General features: G+C 61.6%; 17 protein-coding genes and 2 tRNA genes. 10 read left to right on the forward strand and 9 right to left on the reverse strand.

Going from position 1 to position 19,823, the window contains the following annotated elements:
• Nucleotides 1–354 precede the first annotated feature (354 nt).
• The 4 genes from ACOZK4_RS21910 to ACOZK4_RS21925 all read left to right on the forward strand — a co-directional run bounded on the left by ACOZK4_RS21910 (nucleotide 355) and on the right by ACOZK4_RS21925 (nucleotide 5,329).
• Nucleotides 355–1,632, forward strand: a complete 1,278-nt coding sequence (locus ACOZK4_RS21910) for an AAA family ATPase (RefSeq protein WP_421593766.1) — start codon at nucleotides 355–357, stop codon at nucleotides 1,630–1,632.
• 2 nt (nucleotides 1,633–1,634) lie between these two features.
• Nucleotides 1,635–2,303 (forward strand): DUF4276 family protein, encoded by a 669-nt coding sequence (locus ACOZK4_RS21915; RefSeq protein ID WP_421593768.1) that lies wholly within the window; start codon nucleotides 1,635–1,637, stop codon nucleotides 2,301–2,303.
• Nucleotides 2,304–2,444: 141 nt separating this feature from the next.
• Entirely contained in the window at nucleotides 2,445–4,418 is a 1,974-nt protein-coding gene (gene thrS, locus ACOZK4_RS21920; RefSeq protein ID WP_421593769.1) for a threonine--tRNA ligase, read from the forward strand.
• Nucleotides 4,419–4,492: 74 nt separating this feature from the next.
• Nucleotides 4,493–5,329, forward strand: a complete 837-nt coding sequence (locus ACOZK4_RS21925; protein ID WP_421593770.1) for a lysophospholipid acyltransferase family protein — start codon at nucleotides 4,493–4,495, stop codon at nucleotides 5,327–5,329.
• Here ACOZK4_RS21925 and ACOZK4_RS21930 read toward each other — a convergent pair.
• Nucleotides 5,326–6,321, reverse strand: coding sequence for a hypothetical protein (locus tag ACOZK4_RS21930; protein WP_421593771.1), 996 nt, complete (start codon nucleotides 6,319–6,321; stop codon nucleotides 5,326–5,328). The two genes, ACOZK4_RS21925 and ACOZK4_RS21930, sit on opposite strands and share 4 nt — an antisense overlap.
• Nucleotides 6,322–6,422: 101 nt before the next feature.
• Here ACOZK4_RS21930 and ACOZK4_RS21935 point away from each other — a divergent pair, with 101 nt between their 5' ends.
• Both ACOZK4_RS21935 and ACOZK4_RS21940 read left to right on the forward strand, forming a co-directional pair.
• Nucleotides 6,423–7,007, forward strand: coding sequence for a nitroreductase family protein (locus tag ACOZK4_RS21935; protein WP_421593772.1), 585 nt, complete (start codon nucleotides 6,423–6,425; stop codon nucleotides 7,005–7,007).
• Between the two features lie 4 nt (nucleotides 7,008–7,011).
• Nucleotides 7,012–7,620, forward strand: a complete 609-nt coding sequence (locus ACOZK4_RS21940) for a flavin reductase family protein (RefSeq protein ID WP_421593803.1) — start codon at nucleotides 7,012–7,014, stop codon at nucleotides 7,618–7,620.
• A gap of 7 nt (nucleotides 7,621–7,627) precedes the next feature.
• On the opposite strand, the gene ACOZK4_RS21945 is transcribed toward ACOZK4_RS21940, so the two are convergent.
• From ACOZK4_RS21945 to ACOZK4_RS21970, 6 genes are all read right to left on the reverse strand, one after another.
• Nucleotides 7,628–8,431, reverse strand: coding sequence for an endonuclease/exonuclease/phosphatase family protein (locus ACOZK4_RS21945; protein ID WP_421593773.1), 804 nt, complete (start codon nucleotides 8,429–8,431; stop codon nucleotides 7,628–7,630).
• A gap of 25 nt (nucleotides 8,432–8,456) precedes the next feature.
• On the reverse strand, nucleotides 8,457–9,863 hold the full coding sequence (gene sthA / locus ACOZK4_RS21950) for a Si-specific NAD(P)(+) transhydrogenase (protein ID WP_421593774.1): 1,407 nt from the start codon (nucleotides 9,861–9,863) through the stop codon (nucleotides 8,457–8,459).
• 197 nt (nucleotides 9,864–10,060) lie between these two features.
• Entirely contained in the window at nucleotides 10,061–10,891 is an 831-nt protein-coding gene (gene radC, locus ACOZK4_RS21955) for a RadC family protein (protein WP_421593775.1), read from the reverse strand.
• 7 nt (nucleotides 10,892–10,898) lie between these two features.
• Nucleotides 10,899–11,726 carry a type I methionyl aminopeptidase gene (gene map / locus ACOZK4_RS21960; protein ID WP_421593776.1) on the reverse strand — a complete coding sequence of 276 codons (828 nt, stop codon included), beginning with the start codon at nucleotides 11,724–11,726 and terminating at the stop codon, nucleotides 10,899–10,901.
• A gap of 30 nt (nucleotides 11,727–11,756) precedes the next feature.
• Entirely contained in the window at nucleotides 11,757–12,476 is a 720-nt protein-coding gene (sfsA, locus tag ACOZK4_RS21965; RefSeq protein ID WP_421593777.1) for a DNA/RNA nuclease SfsA, read from the reverse strand.
• 6 nt (nucleotides 12,477–12,482) lie between these two features.
• Nucleotides 12,483–14,339 (reverse strand): PHA/PHB synthase family protein, encoded by a 1,857-nt coding sequence (locus ACOZK4_RS21970; RefSeq protein ID WP_421593779.1) that lies wholly within the window; start codon nucleotides 14,337–14,339, stop codon nucleotides 12,483–12,485.
• A gap of 125 nt (nucleotides 14,340–14,464) precedes the next feature.
• Between ACOZK4_RS21970 and ACOZK4_RS21975 the strand changes: the two genes are divergently transcribed.
• From ACOZK4_RS21975 to recJ, 4 genes are all read left to right on the forward strand, one after another.
• A complete protein-coding gene (locus ACOZK4_RS21975) occupies nucleotides 14,465–14,812 on the forward strand; it encodes a hypothetical protein (protein WP_421593780.1) in 348 nt (115 codons plus the stop codon).
• A 175-nt stretch (nucleotides 14,813–14,987) separates the two neighbouring features.
• The gene (locus ACOZK4_RS21980; protein ID WP_421593781.1) at nucleotides 14,988–16,208 is read left to right on the forward strand and encodes an LL-diaminopimelate aminotransferase; all 1,221 of its coding nucleotides are present in this window, start codon (nucleotides 14,988–14,990) and stop codon (nucleotides 16,206–16,208) included.
• A 59-nt stretch (nucleotides 16,209–16,267) separates the two neighbouring features.
• On the forward strand, nucleotides 16,268–17,590 hold the full coding sequence (locus tag ACOZK4_RS21985) for a homoserine dehydrogenase (RefSeq protein ID WP_421593782.1): 1,323 nt from the start codon (nucleotides 16,268–16,270) through the stop codon (nucleotides 17,588–17,590).
• Between the two features lie 97 nt (nucleotides 17,591–17,687).
• Complete coding sequence (gene recJ / locus ACOZK4_RS21990; protein ID WP_421593804.1) at nucleotides 17,688–19,490, forward strand: single-stranded-DNA-specific exonuclease RecJ; 1,803 nt, start codon at nucleotides 17,688–17,690, stop codon at nucleotides 19,488–19,490.
• Nucleotides 19,491–19,525: 35 nt separating this feature from the next.
• Here recJ and ACOZK4_RS21995 read toward each other — a convergent pair.
• Nucleotides 19,526–19,600: transfer RNA gene (locus ACOZK4_RS21995), tRNA-Glu, on the reverse strand.
• A 139-nt stretch (nucleotides 19,601–19,739) separates the two neighbouring features.
• Nucleotides 19,740–19,814: transfer RNA gene (locus tag ACOZK4_RS22000), tRNA-Glu, on the reverse strand.
• Between the last annotated feature and the right edge of the window lie 9 nt (nucleotides 19,815–19,823).

Raw genomic sequence — 19,823 nt, forward strand, 5'->3', positions numbered from 1 at the left:
GGGGAATGGGGAAGCCTCGCACGTCGCAGTTTCCGCTGGCCTGATCCCATGAAGACACGGGAAAAGGCTTCTGGTCGCCACGGCGCTCCACGCCTCTTTCGCCCCTGCCGTACGTTTCGGCAAACCACGAAAGCGCCTCCTCCCGCCCGCATCGACACGTTACGCGATCCGTCCGGCGGCGGAAGGAGGTTTAGGATAAGGGAGGTCTTGGGGGCGGGGAAAATGTGGACAAAATTTTTGAAAATACCACGACTAAAGTGCGCTACACACTTTTTGAAGTTGTCTACAGCGGGTAATGTTCGCTCTTGTCTGTGCGTCCCAGCCGCGTTGGAGCGCAAGCCACTTGGAGAATGCATGGCGCAAATTCACGGCTTTCGAGTGAAGAATTTCAAGGCCCTCAAGGATTTAACCTTGGGGAAATTATGGAATCAACAATTCTCTGAGCCTTTGACACCAATGACCTGCGTCATTGGTAAGAATGGCGTAGGAAAGAGCACCCTATTCGACGCTTTCGGGTTTCTTTCAGATTGCCTTCGGCTCGGTGTTGAAGAAGCGTGTGACGCTAAAGGGCGTGGTGGGTTCGCTAGAATTCTCTCGCAAGGCCAAAGCGGACCAATTGAATTTGAAATATACTACAAAGAGGATGGGAATGCTCGACCCATCACTTATGAAGTTGCAATTGATGTAGATTCATCTGAGCGACCATATGTCGTCAGAGAGCGCTTGAGGCAACGCCGCAAGGATCAGAAGCGCGGTTGGCCATTTTCTTTTTTGATTATTAATGATGGGCGCGGTTTGGTTTGGAAAGGCGAAACAGAAGGCCGCCAGATCGTAGAACCGCAAGAGCTAGACCTGATTGGCCTGATTGACGATGTCGAGAAGGAAGAGTCTGCTGAAACGGAGGTCATTGAACTCTCTGATAGGCGCCGATTAGGTATCGCGACATTGGGGTCGCTTAAGCAACATCCGAGAATATCGCGATTCAGGAGTTTTATCGAAGGATGGTATTTAAGTTACTTCACACCAGATGCAGCTCGTGGTTTGCCCTTAGCTGGCCCTCAACGGCACCTAAATATTCATGGGGATAATTTGGGCAACGTTGTTCAATTCATGGAGAGAGAGCATTCGAAAAGATTCCGTATAATACTTGATAGAATTGCAGAAAAAATACCGGGAATTCAAAAGATTGACACTCACAAAACCGCCGACGGAAGGCTATTGCTTAGGTTTAACGATCGGGGATTTAAGGATCCTTTTTTTGTCCAGCAAATGTCCGATGGCACATTAAAGGTTTTTGCGTACCTACTATTGCTTGAGGACCCCAATCCTCCACCTTTTATCTGCATAGAAGAGCCGGAAAACGGATTATATCATAAGTTGCTGGAGACTCTTGCCTCTGAGTTTCGCGAGCATGCCACCGGTCGTCGTGGTGGATCGCAGGTATTCATTACAACACACCAGCCTTACTTTGTTGACGCTCTTGATCCAAACGAGGTTTGGATATTGGAGAAAGGAACGGACGGGTTCGCCATGGTGAAGCGAGTAAGTGAAATTCCGTTTGTAAAGAATATGGTAAGCGAGGGGCAACCACTTGGGGCGCTCTGGTATAGTGACTACCTAGAGTCGAGGTGAATATGCATCTCGAATTTTTAGTTGAAGGCCAGATTGATCTAACCGTACTGTCCATAATGATGCCAAAGGTTATTGGCGAATATGGGCAACCTCACACTTGGAAGATTCACAAGCATCGGGGTATCGGAAGTATACCAGAAAACCCAGCTCAGCGCCCTAACCATCGTGATCAAAGCCTACTGCACAATTTGCCCGCTAAATTGCGAGCTTACGGTGCGGAGGGCAGGGACGATTTGCTTGTGGTGGTGCTTGTCGATTTAGATGACCGGGAAAGTTGTCTCGAGTTTAAGCAGGAGCTTTTGAGCCTTTTGCAGAGTTGCCCAACTCCGCCCAATGCACTTTTTCGAATTGCGATAGAAGAGCTCGAAGCTTGGTTCCTGGGCGATCAAGGCGCCATACTTGCAGCATTCCCCGAAGCAAAAATTCAAGAACTAGCTGACTACGTTCAAGATTCCCAATGCGGTACTTGGGAAAAACTCGCGGATATCGTTCATGTTGGCGGTTCCAACGAACTTCGGACGTTGGGCAAGCGATCAACGCGGGTTTTGGCGCAGAAACGGCGATGGGCAGCAGCCATTTCTCCGCATTTGGATGTTGATCGCAATGTTTCCTCCAGTTTTAAGGCGTTTATCGCTGGGGTTCGCGGAAGAATTGCACCGCAGACAGCATAAACCGTGTCTTCTCCAAAGCAGCTCCCTTCCAATCCCCCCCAAATCCCCGTATACCGCCCTCCGCAACGCGCTGGCGCATCCGGCCATTTCCCCTCGCATACCACCCGCATTCGTTGGCGGGACTGGATAGGAGATTTTTTGATGTCTGCACCTGTTTCCCTGACTTTTCCCGATGGCTCCGTTCGCGAATATCCCGCGGGCTCGACGGGGCGTGATGTGGCCGAGGCGATTTCCAAGTCGCTGGCCAAGAAGGCGATCGCGATTGCGCTCGATGGCGAGCTGCGCGATCTCTCCGAGACCGTTTCCAACGGCCGGATCGAGATCGTTACCCGCGAGGACGACCGCGCGCTGGAACTGATCCGTCACGATGCCGCGCATGTGATGGCCGAGGCCGTGCAGGAGCTTTGGCCCGGCACGCAGGTGACCATCGGCCCGGTCATCGACAACGGCTTCTATTACGACTTTGCCAAGAACGAGCCCTTCACGCCGGACGATCTGCCGAAGATCGAAAAGCGCATGAAGGAGATCATTCAGCGCAACAAGCCGTTCACGCGGGATGTGTGGTCGCGCGACAAGGCGAAAGAGGTCTTTGCCGCCAAGGGCGAGGCCTACAAGGTCGAGCTGGTCGATGCGATCCCGGCGGGGCAGGACCTGAAGATCTATTACCAAGGCGACTGGTTCGACCTGTGTCGCGGCCCGCATATGGCTTCGACCGGCCAGATCGGCACGGCCTTCAAGCTGATGAAGGTCGCGGGCGCCTATTGGCGCGGCGACAGCAACAATCCGATGCTGACGCGCATCTACGGCACCGCCTGGCGCACGCAGGAGGAGCTCGACACCTATCTCAACATCCTCGCCGAGGCCGAGAAGCGCGACCACCGTCGCCTCGGCCGCGAAATGGACCTGTTCCATTTCCAGGAGGAAGGGCCGGGCGTCGTGTTCTGGCACGGCAAGGGCTGGCGCATGTTCCAGACGCTCGTCGCCTATATGCGCCGGCGTCTTTCCGGCACCTATGAAGAGGTGAACGCGCCGCAGGTGCTCGACAAGTCGCTGTGGGAAACGTCTGGCCACTGGGGCTGGTATCGCGACAACATGTTCAAGGTGACGGTTGCCGGCGACGAGACCGACGACGAGCGCGTCTTCGCGCTGAAGCCGATGAACTGCCCGGGCCATGTGCAGATCTTCAAGCATGGCTTGAAGTCTTATCGCGAACTGCCTGTTCGCCTTGCAGAATTCGGCAACGTGCATCGCTATGAGCCTTCGGGTGCGCTGCACGGGCTGATGCGCGTGCGCGGCTTCACGCAGGACGATGCGCATGTCTTCTGCACCGACGAGCAGATGGCGGCGGAATGCCTGCGCATCAACGACCTCATCCTCTCGGTCTACAAGGATTTCGGCTTCGACGAGGTCGTCGTGAAGCTCTCGACCCGTCCGGAAAAGCGCGTCGGTTCGGACGCGCTGTGGGACCGGGCGGAAAGCGTCATGATGGATGTCTTGAAGCAGATCGAGGCGCAGTCCGGCGGGCGCATCAAGACCGGCATCCTGCCGGGCGAGGGTGCGTTCTACGGGCCGAAGTTCGAATATACGCTGAAGGACGCCATCGGCCGCGAATGGCAGTGCGGCACCACGCAGGTCGACTTCAACCTGCCGGAACGGTTCGGCGCCTTCTACATCGACCAGAATTCCGACAAGAAGCAGCCGGTGATGATCCACCGCGCCATCTGCGGCTCGATGGAGCGTTTCCTCGGCATCCTGATCGAGAACTTTGCCGGCCATATGCCGCTGTGGATTGCCCCGCAGCAGGTGGTGGTGGCGACCATCACCTCGGAGGCAGACGTTTATGGCCGCGAGGTGGCGGAGAAGCTGCGCGACGCCGGCATGACCGTCGAGACCGACTTCCGCAACGAGAAGATCAACTACAAGGTCCGCGAGCATTCCGTGACCAAGGTTCCGGTCATCGTCGTCTGCGGCAAGCGGGAGGCGGAAGAGCGCACCGTCAACATCCGCCGTCTCGGTTCGCAGAACCAGACGTCGATGTCGCTGGACGAGGCCATCGCCTCGTTGTCGCTGGAAGCTACGCCGCCGGATGTCAAGCGCAAGCTCGGCAAGGCATGATGGCGACAAGGCCTGTCTGAAAACCTTCATGATCCCGTGCTATCTGGCGCGGGATCATTTTTTTGGGGAATGCCGTGCGGTTCAAGGAACTGTCTTACGCCAACGAGAACGATCCGCGCCTCAAACGATGGTTCATTCGCTCCATGGAAGGGCTTGCCGGGCGTAACCGCTATGCGAGGATCTACGACACCTGGCGCCATTCCATCGTCGGCACGAGCGCGCGCGTCTTCGGCGATATGCTCGATCTCATCAATGTGCGGCTCAACGTGCAGGGCGCCTGGCCGCCGGTCGATTTGCCGGACGGGCCTGTCGTCATCGTCGCGAACCATCCCTTCGGCATCGGCGACGGTATTGCCGTTCTGGCGCTGGCGGAACAGCTCGGGCGTCCCTTCAAAGTTATGATCCATAACGATCTGCTGAAGGTGCCGGAAATGCAGCCCTATGCGCTGCCGGTCTCCTTCGAGGAGACGAAGGAAGCGTTGGCGCTCAACATGAAGACGCGGGCGGAAGCCGTGCGGCTCCTGAAGGAGGGCACGACTGTCATCGTGTTCCCGGCGGGCGGTGTGGCGACGGCCAGGAAGGTTTTCGGGCGCGCGGAAGACCTGCCATGGAAGATGTTTCCGGCAAAGCTCATCCAGGCGGCGCAGGCCAATGTCATTCCGGTTTATTTCGAGGGGCAGAACGGGCGGCTCTTCCATCTCGCCAGCAAGGTTTCGCTGACGCTGCGGCTGTCGCTGCTTATCCGCGAGTTCCGCCGGCTCTCGGGCTCGACGATTGCCGCACGAATCGGCGGCGTCTTGTCCTGGGCGGAGCTTGATTCGGGGGACCGGAAGACGCTGACGGCGCGGCTCTATGAGGCCGTATTCGCGATGGCACCTCGGCCGAAGCCGTTTCTGCGACGCGCCAGTTAGTCCACCACATCCTCGGCGGCGGCCTTCTGGTCGTTCGCCTTTTCGTCGAGCAGTACCTCGACATCCGTGTTCACGCCGGCCTGCACGGTGAAATCACGCTGGTAGATCTTGTTCTTGTTCCGCGCGACCGCGATGTAGCTGCCTTCGGCGAGCACGACGGTCGGGAAGGCGCCGACGCTTTCGGAGACGGTGTCGCCCGAGGACGTCAGGATCGACCAGGCGGTATCGGCGATCGCCTCGCCGCCGGCTTCGGAGACGAGTTTCAGCGTGAGTTTGGCGGCGCGGTGCTGGATGGTGGCACGTGTAAGCTTGCCGGCTTCCACCTGGATATCCGCGCGGATGACGGCATTGACCGTGCCGTAGTCTGAAACGACATGGTAGGTGCCGGCGTTGAGGCGGACCACGGAGTTCGGCTTCACGTCGTCGACGACGAGGTTGCGCTCGCCGTCCTCGCGTATTTCGGCGGCGTAGATGGCAAAGCTCAATTCTTTCGGCGGAATGCGGACGTCCGAGCCGGAAACGGCGTTCAGCATGATGCCGCCGGCATCGAGCACCATGACCTGCTTGTCGACATCGCCGCTGTCGGGCACGACGAGCTTCTTCGTCGCACCGGCGCGGCCGAAGGCGACATTGACGAAATATTCGCCGGGCACCAGCTGGAAGGCCGCCGTGCCGCCCTCGGAGGTGGCGAGCAACGGCAGCTTGCCGTCGGCGCCGGGGATGGGCGAGAACACGCGCCAGGTCAGGCCATGCTGCATGGGGCTGCCATCCTTGGTCAGCAGCGCCTCGCAGGTGATGTCGCGCAGGTTCTTCGGGGTGGCTTCACCCGTGACGATCGGGTTGAACGAAGTGAGTTTGCCGCCCTTCACCGGCGGCGTGGTGATCTGCGAAAAGCTCTCGACCGAATCCTGCGCAAGCACGGGTACGAACGACGCGACAATGCTCGCGACGGTAAGGCCCACGGCGACGACGGGATGGAGAGGCATGCGCATGGATGTGGTTGACTTCCTGACTGTAAGGCTCCACTTGAAGACGCGTCTAATGGCATTTTCAAGGCCGCCCGCGCGCGCCACGATATTGGAACTCCCGCCCGATGAAAACCGAAATCAAGCTGATCGATTATCTTTCGACCCGCCGGTCTATCCCTGCCTTCCAGATGAGCGAACCCGGCCCCTCGAAGGGCGAGGTGGAGGAGATGCTGACGCTCGCCTCGCGCGTGCCCGACCATGGCAAGCTCGCGCCCTGGCGCTTCATCGTCTATCGCGGCGAAGAACGCCGCCGCATCAGCGAGGAACTGGCCAAGATCGCGATGGGCGACAAGCCTGATCTTTCGGAGGAAATGGTGAAGGTGGAGAACACGCGGCTGACGCGCGCGCCCGTCGTCGTCGCCGTTGTCAGCTGTGCCGCCCCGCATTTCAAGATCCCGGAATGGGAGCAGGTCATGTCGGCTGGCGCCGTCTGCCTCAACCTGGTCATCGCCGCCAATGCGCATGGCTTTGCCTCGAACTGGCTGACGGAATGGTACGCCTTCGACAGCCGCGCCTATGCAATCCTCGGCATCAACGAGGGCGAGAAGGTCGCCGGCTTCATCCATATCGGCACGCCGGCCGTGCCGCCGACCGAGCGCCCGCGCCCGGAACTGGCCGATATCGTCACATGGGTCGGCGATGACGCCTGACGCGCTGTTCTACGAAACGGCGGAAAATGCGCATGGCCTGAAGCACGATCCCTTCAAGGCCATCGTCGCTCCACGCCCGATCGGTTGGATCGGAACGAAGGCGGCGGACGGCCGGCGCAACCTGTCGCCTTACTCGTTTTTCAACGCGGTGAGCGATACGCCCAAGCTGGTGATGTTTTCCTCCAGTGGGCACAAGGATAGCGTGACGAATATCGAGGAGACGAGTGTTTTCACCTGCTCGCTGGCAAGCCGGCATCTCGCGGAGCAGATGAATGCGAGTTCGATCGTCGTGCCGCGCGGCATCGATGAGTTCGAGCTCGCCGGGCTGACGCCGGTGACGGGGCGGCTTGTCGATGCGCCCTATGTCGGCGAGGCCTATGCGGTGCTGGAATGCCGGATGACGCAGATTCTGCGGCCGGTGGATATCGAGGGACGGGAATCCGACAACTGGATCGTGTTGGGCCAGGTGCTCGGAATTCATATCAGCCCGGAAATTCTTCGGGATGGCCGCATCGACATGGCCGTTGCACGGCCGCTCGGGCGCATGGGCTATATGGACTATGCCGATGGCGGGGCGGAGGTCTTTGCCATGACGCGGCCGAAGGCTGGTTGAACGTTGTTTATCCGATGGTCAGAAGCAGCGGCCGATGGTCGGAAACCTCCGGCGTCTCGATGACGGTGAACGTTTCGACGCCTACCGCCTCGTTTACCAGCATGTAATCGGCATAACGCCCCTGCTTCGTGTAGAGCGAGGTCCGCGTGTCGGTGAAGCCGCGTGTGGTGACGAGGTCGGTTAGCCCAAGACGACCGAGCGTCGTGAAGGTGTTGCTGTCGGGCAGCACGTTGAAATCGCCACACAGCAGGAGGCCTTCACCGTAGCGATGTACGCGACCGATGAGCGAGACGAGGGCTGCTGCTTGTTTGTCCCGCGCCGGCGTATCGTCCTTGCCATAGAGTTCGCGCAGGCCGTGGAACTGCGCGACGGTGAGGGCGCGGTCTGTCTTGTAGTCGTAGAGGCGGACGACATGGGCGTTTCGGGCGCGCGGATGGGGGCCGAAACCGTGTGGGGAGAACGTGCCATGCACGAAATCCAGCGCATGGCCGATGATGGCGATATCCTGCCGAATGAATGTGGCGAGGCCGAATTCCTGATGGCAGGGGCGGTCGCCATCCATCAGTTCGCCACGCGCGGTTGGGGCGAAGAAGCCATCGTGATCGGGCAGACCCTCGGCGATCTCACGATAGAGATTGGCACGTTGCTGAAGCTCGACAGCACCGTCGCGGTAGGTCAGCCAGTCCGAGTGCGTGCCAACAGCACGCGGTACCTCCTGCAGGCAGTAGATGTCGGCATCAACGGCGGCGAGGTAGTCGAGAAGCGGCGCATGCAACATGCCGCCCCACACATTCAGCGACAGGATTTTCATGCGCGCTGCTCCTTCAACAGGTGCCTCAGCCCGCCTGCGAGAGGTCGCCCATGCGGTTCCAGGCATCGAGGCCGGCGATCTTGTAGGCTTCGGCAAGCGTCGGATAGTTGAAGGTGTTTTCGACGAAATATTCGACGGTGCCCTTCAGGTTCAGCACGGCCTGGCCGATATGGACGAGTTCGGTCGCGCCTTCGCCGACGATGTGCACGCCGAGCAGGCGACGGGTCTTCAGCGAGAAGATCATTTTCAGGAGGCCGGAATTGAGGCCCATGATGTGGCCGCGCGAGGTTTCGCGGAAACGCGCCATGCCGCATTCATAGGGAATGCCGCGCTCCTTGACCTCTTCCTCGGTGAGGCCGCAGGTCGAAATTTCCGGCACGGCATAAATGCCGTAGGGGAAATATTTCGGCGGCTCCTTGGCGATGGCGCCGACGGCGACGCGCGCGGCGATGCGGCCCTGTTCCATCGAGGTGGAGGCAAGTGCGGGGAAGCCGACGACGTCGCCGGCGGCGTAGATATGCGGCACCTCGGTCTGGAAGGTTTCCGGGTTGACGCTGAGGCGGCCGCGCGGGTCGGCGGTGAGGCCGGCGGCGGCGAGGTTGAGGCTATCCGTCGCGCCGACGCGGCCGGCGGCATAGAGCACCATGTCGCAGGTGACATGGCGGCCGTTGTCCAGTGTGATCTCGCATTTGCCGTTTTCGAGCTTCTCCACCTTGTCGGCCTTCTGGCCGAGGATCAGCTTCATGTTGCGGTCACGCAGATCGTGGATGAATTCCTCGATGATCTCCTTGTCGATGAAATCGAGGATGGTCGCCTTGGGATCGATGACCGTGACCTGCGTGTCGAGCGCCGAGAAGATCGTGGCATATTCGATGCCGATGACGCCGGCGCCGATGACGGCCATCGAGCGCGGCAGTTCCTTGATGTCGAGCAGCTCATCGCTGTCAAGAATGCTGATGCCATCGAAGGGGATGCTGTCGGGGCGATAGGGTTTTGTGCCGACGGCGAGCATGATGCTTTTCGCCTGGACATGGATGGTCTCGCCGTCGTCCTTGGCGATCTCCATCGTATCCGCCGTCACGAATTTCGCCTTGCCGCGGATGTGCTGCACGCGGTTGCGGGCGAACTGGTGCTCCAGCACCTCCACCTCGTGATCGAGCGTGATGAGCAGGCGGCGGCGCAGGTCGTCGGCGCTGATCTCCTGCTTGACGCGGTAGGCGCGGCCGTAGAAACCGCGCTCGCGCCAGCCGGAAAGGTTCAGCGCGGTCTCGCGCAGCGTCTTCGACGGGATGGTGCCGGTGTGCACCGAAACGCCGCCGACGCGCTTGCCCTGTTCGATGACCAGAACCTTGCGGCCGAGCTTTGCCGCCTGGATGGCGCCGCGGCGGCCTGCGGGGCCGCTGCCCACGACGACGAGATCATATTCCTGCATGTGAGATGGCCCCAAGTCCTGTGCGGGAAGAATCGTATTGCGTTGCAGCAATTGTCTTCGCCGGGCAAATTTCGTCAACCTGATGTGGCAGAAAACCGTTTCAATCGGATGAAGGATCGGTCATCCGATTCCATTGTTTCTTCACGCAATTCCGCACGCAAAATCGTATGACACTTTTTGCTGGAATTGCTTGGAATTCACATAAGTCTCAAGCCTTTGAGGCTCGCATGTCCGTCCTTGCCGATGATGATGTGATCATGCACCGTAATACCAAGCGGACGGGCGGTTTCCACGATCGTCTTCGTCATGTCTATGTCCGCCCGCGACGGGGTGGGGTCACCAGAGGGGTGATTGTGGACGAGGATGATGGCGGTGGAGGAGAGTTCGAGTGCGCGGCGCACAACCTCGCGCGGATAGACCGGCGTGTGATCCACCGTGCCGCGCCCCTGCACCTCGTCGGCGATCAGGGCGTTGCGCTTGTCGAGGAAGAGAATGCGGAACTGTTCGCGCGGTTCATGCGCCATCGCGGCATGGCAATACTGGATGACCGACGACCAGGAGGCGAGCACCGTCTTGTTGCGGATCTCGCTTTTCAGCGTGCGTTGCGCGACGGCGGAGATGAGCTTCAGGTCGAGTGCGACGGCCTCGCCGATGCCTTTCACCTCCTGCAGGAGCGCCGGCGTGGCGCCGAAGACGCCTGACAGCGTGCCGAAACGGTCGAGCAGGGCCTTCGCCACCGGCTTGGTGTCGCGGCGGGGAATGAGGCGGAAGAGCAGGAGTTCGAGGATTTCGTAGTCGGCAAGCGCGGTGTCGCCGGCATCGCGGAAGCGGGTGCGCAGACGGTCGCGGTGGCCGTGGTAGTGTTTGTCTTCCGGAGGCGGAACCGCCTTTGCGGAAGACGTACGGGCCGGGCGCTCGAAGAAATGGCCGCGCTCGTCGCCTTCGTCGAAGAGATCGTCGGCGGGCGAGGCGGCGTCCTCCAGCGTGGAGGAGGAGGATTTGCCCGAGCGTCCGTGCGATCCCGTCATGGGCGGCCTATGAAGACAGGCCGGGACGGTCGAGACCGCCGGGCGACAGGGTGAAGATTTCGCAGCCATCGGCGGTGACGCCGACGGTGTGCTCGTATTGTGCGGAGAGCGATCGGTCGCGGGTGACGGCGGTCCAGCCGTCGGACAGCACCTTCACATGCGGGCGGCCGAGATTGATCATCGGCTCGATGGTGAAGATCATGCCCTCCTTCATTTCCGGGCCTTCGTTGGCCCGGCCGTAATGCAAAATGTTCGGCGCGTCGTGGAACAGCCGCCCGACGCCGTGGCCGCAGAAATCGCGCACGACCGAGCAGCGCTCGGCTTCCGCATAGGTCTGGATGGCTTCACCGATGGCGCCGGTGCGCGCACCGGGCCTGACGGCGGCGATGCCGCGCATCAGGCATTCATGGGTGACTTCCAGCAGGCGCTCGGCGGCGCGCTTCACTTCGCCCACGGGATACATGCGGCTCGAATCGCCATGCCAGCCGTCGAGGATGAAGGTGACGTCGATATTGACGACATCACCCTCGCGCAGCGGCTTGTCGTTGGGGATGCCGTGGCAGACGACGTGGTTGATCGAAGTGCAGCTCGACTTGGTGTAGCCGCGATAGTTCAGCGTGGCGGGCAGGGCGCCGTTGTCCATGCCGAATTCGAAGACGAAGCGGTCGATGACATCGGTCGCAACGCCGGGCTTCACCAGCGGATAGAGTTCATCGAGGCAGCGCGCCGTCAGCTGGCAGGCCTTGCGCATGCCCTCGAAGGCCTCCGCGTCGTAGAGGCGAATCACGCCCGTGTTCTTCAGCGGCGCGGAGGTCGCGTCGATATAGGTCACCATGGTCCAACTTTCGCTCGTCTTTCCCGACCGTCATAAAACAGCGGCACCGGGTTCGTCCATGGCGATCGCGGCCACGGGGCGGATTTGCTTGGATGTAACGGCACATTTCACCGCATAGGCCTCGACGCCGCGTGCCATGGCGCGCTGAAAACCCTTTGCATAGGTCGGGTCGAGATCGGCGCAGATGCGGAATCGCTCGCAATCCTCGCGCTGGATCAGGTAGAGCATGACGGCGCGAAACCCGGCCTCGGCCATGTCGCCCAGCTCTTCCAGATGTTTTGCGCCGCGCTCCGTCACCGTATCCGGGAACTCGGCGAGGTTGGGCGTGCGACGGAAATGCACGTTCTTAACCTCGACATAGGCCGGCGGCCTGGCATCGCCTGACAGGAGGATGTCGATGCGGGAATTGCGGCCGTATTTCTTCTCGCGCTCCAGCACCGGGTAGGTTCCGAGATCGGCAACGAGGCCGGCAAGGATGGCTTCCTCCGCAAGCCGGTTCGGCAGGCCGGTATTGATGCCGACCACCGTGTCGTCGGCCTCGACCAGTTCCAGGCGGTGGCGGTGCTTTCGCGTCGGGCTGTCGCTTGTCGACATCCAGATACGCGAGCCCGGCGCGGTCAGGCCGCGCATCGAGCCGGTATTGGGGCAAGAACCGGTGATCGCCGAGCCGTCGTCGAGGATGGCGTCGAACAGGAAGCGCTTGTAGCGCTGCACGAGGGTGCCGGAGACGAGCGGCGGATCGAATGTCATGTCTGCTCAGGCACGCACACGCACGTAGGAGCCGGGCGCCTCCTCGATGGAGTTCATCGTGCCGCCGGTCTTGCGGGCGGGCACCATGCGGTCGTCCTCGGCCTTGATCCATTCATGCCAGTTCGGCCACCAGGAGCCGGCGGTTTCCGTCGCCTTCGCCGCCCAGTCCTCGAACTCGCCCGTCACTGGGCCGCCGGTCCAGTACTGGTACTTCTTCTTGTCCGGCGGGTTAACGACGCCCGCGATATGACCGGAGCCCGCCATGACATAGGTGACCTTGCCGCCGAAGAACTTGCTGCCGACGAAGACCGATTTCGCCGGCGCGATATGGTCCTCCTTGGTGGCGAGATTGTAGATCGGGATTTTCACGTCCTTCAGCGACAGCGTCTTGCCGGCAAGCTTCATCTCACCCTTTGTGAGCGTATTCTTGAGATAACAATTTCTCAAATAAAACGAATGGTTGGCGGCGGGCATTCGTGTGGAATCCGAATTCCAGTAGAGCAGGTCGAAGGGCATCGGATCCTGGCCCTTCAGGTAGTTGTTGACGAAATAGGGCCAGATCAGCTCGGAGGCGCGCAGCATGTTGAAGGCGGTCGCCATCTTCGAGCCGTCGAGATAGCCGGTGGCCTTCATGCCGCGCTCGATGACGTCGATCTGGTCCTCGTCGGCGAAGACCTTGAGATCGCCGGCATAGGTGAAATCGACCTGCGTGGTGAAGAGCGTCGCGGTGCGGATTCGCGTGTCGCCTTCCTGGCCATGCAAAGCGAGCGTGGCGGCCAGCAGCGTGCCCCCGACGCAATAGCCGATGGCGTTGACCTCTTCCTCGCCCGTCGCCTGCTTGATCGTGTCGAGCGCGAAACCGATGCCTTCTCGGGCGTAGGATTCCCAGTCCTTGTCGGCGTGGCGCTCGTCCGGGTTGACCCAGGAGATGACAAAGACGGTGTGACCCTGATCGACTGCCCATTTGATGAAGGATTTTGCTGGGTTGAGATCGAGGATGTAGAACTTGTTGATCCAGGGCGGGCAGATGAGGAGCGGGCGCTTCAACACCTTTTCCGTCGTCGCGTCATACTGGAGGACCTGGCAGACATCGCTCTGGGCGAGCACCTTGCCGGGCGTCAGGGCCATGTTCTCGCCGATGGCGAACTTGCTGGTGTCCGTCTGGCGCAGCTTCAGGTCGCCCTTGCCGGCGGCGATGTCCTCCGCCAGCATCTTCATGCCGCGCACGAGATTGGCACCGTTGGAGGCGACCGTTTCGCGGTAGAGCTGCGGGTTCGTCGTGACGAAATTGGTCGGCGAGATCGCGCTGGCGATTTGCTTCACATAGAAGCCGGCCTTGTGGCGGGTGTGCTCGTCGAGCCCATCGGCGTCGGCAACGAGCTTTTCGGCCCAGTCCGACGTCACGAAATAGGCCTGGCGCAGGAAATCGAAGAAGGGGTTCTTCACCCAGTCCTCGTCGGCGAAGCGCTTATCCTTGGCGTGCGGATCGGGCGCGGCCTCGGCCTCCTGGCCGCCGAGCTTGTTCAAGGTGCGCGACCAGATGTTGAAATAGCTGCCGAGCAGCATGGTCTGGGCTTCTAGCGTGCGGCGCGGATCGGCCAGCCAGTATTCGGAGACCTTGGAGAGCGTCTTGACCATGTCGACCATCGGCTCCGAGACCGTATCGACCTTCTCGCCGCTCTCGCGCGGGGCGAGCCAGGCGGAGGCGGCCTTGCCGAGCTGTTCGACCGTGCGCGCCATGTTGACCGTCAGCGCTTCGGGATCCTTGACGATATAGGGTTCGATCACTGCGGGATCGAAAGCCTGAAAACCGGGCTTGTCCGCTGTCGCATCGCGTTCGCCCGCTTTGCTGTCCTCGGCCATCTTTCCCTCCCGATTTTATTGTCTCTTTTGTATTTTTACATTCTCTACGAAACAGATTACAAGGGCCTGACAGCCTTTCCAGGCAATATCCGGAACCGGTCGTTTCGACAGGAGCATACAGCCACATGGCGTTCGAAATCAGGCGCTTGAGCGCCGTCTTTCTCATGGCCGCCGTGCCGGTCGTTCTCGCGGCCTGCGCCTCTTCGACCTCGACGCAGTCGGCCGCGACGGTCAATGCCGGTGCCAACCGCTCCGAAGCCTATCCTGACATCACCGCCATCGTCAGCGCCGAGACGCAGCAGATGGGCGACGAGGAGGCCTCCGCCATTAGTGCGCGCCTGACATCGCTGACCAGCCGCCGCCGTTCCGGCGCGATTTCCGAGGCCGAATACCGTCGCCAGCTTGCCGAACTGCAGGCCCTGCGCGATGGTCATGGCCGAGAGACGCTTTCGGAAATCCAGAAGACGAATTAGCGCTTGCCTTTCTTGCCGTTTGGCAGCAAAGCGGAAGGCGGCCAATGGCCGCCGGTCTAGGGCGGAGTGCCTTCATTTTGAACGCTTTCGCCCTTAATCGAGGACTTGATTCGCGCGGAGTTTTGCGCCGTCCGGCAGGGCCGCCGGAGGGGCTTCGCGCCTAACGGGGTTAAAGATGGAAGAGTTTCACAAGGTCCGGCGTCTGCCGCCGTATGTTTTCGAACAGGTCAACCGTTTGAAAGCAAGCGCGCGAGCGGGTGGTGCCGATATCATCGACCTTGGCATGGGCAACCCCGATCTGCCGACGCCCAAGGCGATCGTCGACAAGCTGTGCGAAGTGGTGCAGGACCCGCGCACGCACCGTTATTCCTCCTCCAAGGGCATTCCGGGTCTGCGCCGCGCCCAGGCCGCCTATTATGCCCGCCGTTTCGGCGTGAAGCTGAACCCGGAGACGCAGGTCGTCGCGACGCTGGGCTCCAAGGAAGGCTTTGCCAATATGGCGCAGGCGATCACCGCGCCCGGTGACGTCATCCTCTGCCCGAACCCGACCTATCCGATCCACGCCTTCGGCTTCCTGATGGCGGGCGGCGTGATCCGCTCCATGTCCGTCGAGCCGGACGAGAGCTTCTTCCCGCCGCTCGAGCGCGCCGTTCGCCACTCGATCCCGAAGCCGCTCGCACTGATCATCAACTATCCGTCGAACCCGACGGCGCATGTCGCCTCGCTCGATTTCTACAAGGACGTCATCGCGTTTGCGAAGAAGCACGACATCATCGTGCTCTCCGACCTTGCCTATTCGGAAATCTACTTCGACGAAAGTGCTCCGCCGCCGTCCGTTCTGGAAGTTCCCGGCGCCATAGACGTGGCGGTGGAATTCACCTCCATGTCGAAAACCTTCTCCATGCCCGGCTGGCGCATGGGCTTTGCCGTCGGCAACGAGCGCCTGATCGCCGCGCTGACGCGCGTGAAGTCCTACCTCGACTACGGCGCCTTCACGCCGATCCAGGTGGCGGCGACCCATGCGCTGAACGGCGACGGCTCCGACATCGCGGAAGTGCGCAATGTCTACAAGCGCCGCCGCGACGTGATGGTCGACACCTTCGGCAAGGCCGGCTTCGAGGTTCCGCCGCCGGCCGCGACCATGTTCGCCTGGGCAAAGATCCCGGAAAAGTTCCGTCACCTCGGCTCGCTGGAGTTTTCCAAGCTGCTCGTCGAGAAGGCGGATGTGGCGGTTGCGCCCGGCATCGGCTTCGGCGAAATGGGCGACGATTACGTCCGCCTCGCGCTCGTCGAGAACGAGCACCGCATCCGTCAGGCGGCACGCAATATCAAGAAGTTCCTTTCCACGGCCGACGAGACGATGCACAACGTCATCTCGCTGAACGCCCATCGCTAAAAACAATCCGCCCTCCGCGTTTCCAGCGGAGGGCTTTTATCCAAACATAGGACATGACCATGGCTGATGCCCTGAAGATCGGCATTGCGGGCTTGGGGACCGTTGGTGCCTCGCTCGCGAAGATTCTCGTCGAACGCAGGGACATGCTCACGACGACCTGCGGCCGGCCGATCGAGATCGTCGCGATAACCGCGCGCTCCAAGGGGCGCGACCGCGGCGTCGACCTGTCCACCGCTGAGTGGTTCGATGATTCCGTGGCGCTCGCCCGCGATGCCAAGATCGATGTCTTCGTTGAGCTGATGGGCGGCGCCGGCGATCCGGCCTATTCGGCCGTCAAGGCGGCGCTGTCGCGCGGCGTGCATGTCGTGACCGCCAACAAGGCGCTGCTGGCTGCCCACGGCGTCGAGCTCGCCGTCATTGCCGAACAGAACGGCTGCATCCTCAACTACGAGGCGGCGGTTGCCGGCGGCATTCCGGTCATCAAGGCGCTCAGGGAATCGCTGACGGGCAACACGATTTCGCGCGTCTACGGCATCATGAACGGCACCTGCAACTACATCCTGACCAAGATGGAGAAGGAGGGCCTGTCCTTCGAGGCCTGCCTGAAGGAAGCCCAGCGGCTCGGCTATGCCGAAGCGGATCCGGCTTTCGACATCGAGGGCAACGATACCGCGCACAAGCTGTCGATCCTGACGACGCTGGCCTTCGGCACGAAGATTTCGGCCGATGACATCTATCTCGAAGGGATCACCAATATCTCGATCGACGACATCCGTGCGGCGGCCGATCTCGGCTACCGCATCAAGCTGCTCGGCGTGGCGCAGAAGACCGATACCGGCGTTGAACAGCGCGTTCACCCGACCATGGTGCCGCTCGACAGCGTGATCGCGCAGGTCGATGGCGTGACGAATGCGGTGGCGATCGAATCGGACATTCTCGGCGAGCTGCTGATGGTCGGCCCCGGTGCGGGCGGCAATGCGACGGCGTCCGCCGTGCTCGGCGATATCGCCGATATCGCCAAGAGCCGACCGGGTGCGCAGACCGTGCCGGTGCTCGGCCGCCCGGCGGCGGCACTTCAGCCCTACAAGCGCGCGCAGATCCGCAAGCATCACGGCGGCTACTTCATCCGCCTCTCCGTGGAAGACCGCACGGGCGTCTTCGCCAGCATCGCCAGGCACATGGCGGAAAACGGCATCTCGCTCGAATCGATCGTGCAGCGTGCGCAGTCGACCACCGAATCCACCGATCCCAAGACCATCATCCTCGTCACCCACGCGACGATGGAGGATTCCGTCCGCAAGGCCGTCGCGTCCGTCAAGGGCGAGGGCTATCTCGTCGGCGAACCGCAGGTGATCCGCATCGAGCGTCCGAAGACGGCTTGATCGGTCTCATTCTGTCGAAAAATCCTGTGCCCGCCTCCGGTCTTGCGCCGGAGTGCGGGCACTGGTCTTTTAGGGCCCAGCAGGAGCGGCCATGAGCATGTTGGAAAACGCAGATCCCGTCATCAGGCCGTTTCTCGGCGTCGAGCGCTCGGCGACCGGGCAGCGCTGGGTGGCGCGGCTCGATCAGGCGGGGGAAAACCGGGCGCTGGCGATGAGCCAGAACCATGGCCTGCCGGATCTGATTTCCCGCGTGCTGGCCGGCCGGGGCGTGCCGTTCGACAACGCGCTGGAATTTCTCGACCCGACGCTGCGCCGGCTGATGCCGGAACCCTATAGCCTAATGGACTGCCAAGCCGCGGCGGAGCGGCTGGCGCGCGCCATCGAGCGGCGCGAACGCGTGGCGATTTTTGGCGATTACGACGTGGACGGCGCGTCGTCCTCGGCGCTTCTCTACCGCTTCCTGACACATTTCGGTGTCGAAGCGGAAATCTACATTCCCGACCGCATTTTCGAAGGCTATGGGCCGAACCCGAATGCCATCGGGCAGCTGATCGAGCGCGGCGCGCAGCTGATCGTCACGGTGGATTGCGGCTCGACGAGCCACGAATCGCTTGCCGTCGCCCGCGAGCGCGGCATCGATGTCGTCGTCATCGACCACCACCAGGTCGGCGAGAACTTGCCGCCGGCGCTTGCGCTGGTCAATCCCAACCGTGAGGATGATCTGTCGGGGCAGGGACATCTTTCGGCCGCCGGCGTCGTCTTCCTCGTGCTGGTGGCGTTGCAGCGGCTGCTGCGCGAGCGCGGTGATGTCAGGGCGAAAACCCTCGACCTGCTCTCCATGCTCGATCTCGTGGCGCTGTCCACGGTCTGCGACGTTGTTCCGCTGAAGGGGCTCAATCGCGCCTATGTGGTGAAGGGCCTTGTCGCGGCGCGCCATCTCGGCAATGCCGGGCTTACCGCGCTCTTGAAGCAGGCGGGCATCGGCGGGCCGGTCACGCCCTATCATCTCGGCTTTCTCGTCGGCCCGCGCATCAATGCCGGCGGGCGCATCGGCGATGCCGCGCTCGGCAGCCGGTTGCTCACCATCGACGAACCCGGCGAGGCCGAGCGCATCGCCAAGCAGCTCGACGATCTCAACCGGGAGCGCCAGGTCATGGAGGCCGCCATGCTGGCGGCGGCGGAAGCCGAGGCGCAGGCGGAATATGGCACGGGCGAAGGCGCTTCAGTGATCCTGACGGCCCGCGAGGGCTGGCATCCCGGCGTGGTCGGCCTGCTCGCCTCGCGTCTCAAGGATCGCTTCCGCCGACCGGCCTTCGCCATCGCCTTCGATCCCTCGGGCAAGGGCACCGGCTCGGGCCGCTCGATCAGTGGTTTCGACATGGGCCGCATGGTGCGCGCCGCGGTGGATGAGGGCATTCTGGTCAAGGGTGGCGGCCATGCCATGGCGGCGGGCCTGACGGTGGAGCGCGAAAAGCTCGGGCGCCTGCGCGCGTTCTTTGAGGAGAAGGCCGAGCGCACGGTACGTGATCTCGTGGCGGTGGAAACGCTGAAGATCGACGGTGCGCTGAGCGCCACCGGTGCGACGTTGGCGCTCGCCGACCAGCTCGAACAGGCCGGCCCGTATGGTTCAGGCCATCCGCAGCCGATCTTCGCGCTGCCGGCGCACCGTATCCGCGACGTGCGCCCCGTCGGCGTCAATCACCTGCGCGTCAGCCTGGAAGGTCCCGATGGCGGCCGGATCGACGCGATGGCTTTCCGGGCCGCCGATGCGGATCTCGGCATGTTCCTGATGAAGGAGCGCGGTCAGGCCGTGCACATCGCCGGCACGCTTTCTGCCGACAGCTGGCAGGGCAGCCGACGCATACAGTTCCGCATGCTGGACGCGGCAAAAGCGTTTTGAGCGGGCTGATTTCAGCGATGAACGGGAGAGAACCGTGGCACGCCCTAGGGGAGTCGAACCCCTCTTTCCAGGATGAAAACCTGGCGTCCTAACCGATAGACGAAGGGCGCGTGCGGTGGGCGTTATCTAGTCGGGCCGATGGATTCGCGCAAGCCCTAAATGCAGGATTTTTCAGTTTTTTCGTGCGAAAAACCAAGCGGTGTCGCTGGCAGCGAAAAGATGGAAACTGACTGGTTTGAGAGAAAACCGTGGCACGCCCTAGGGGAGTCGAACCCCTCTTTCCAGGATGAAAACCTGGCGTCCTAACCGATAGACGAAGGGCGCGTGCGGTGG

Source organism: Shinella sp. M27 (assembly GCF_049199905.1).
Lineage (GTDB): Bacteria > Pseudomonadota > Alphaproteobacteria > Rhizobiales > Rhizobiaceae > Shinella.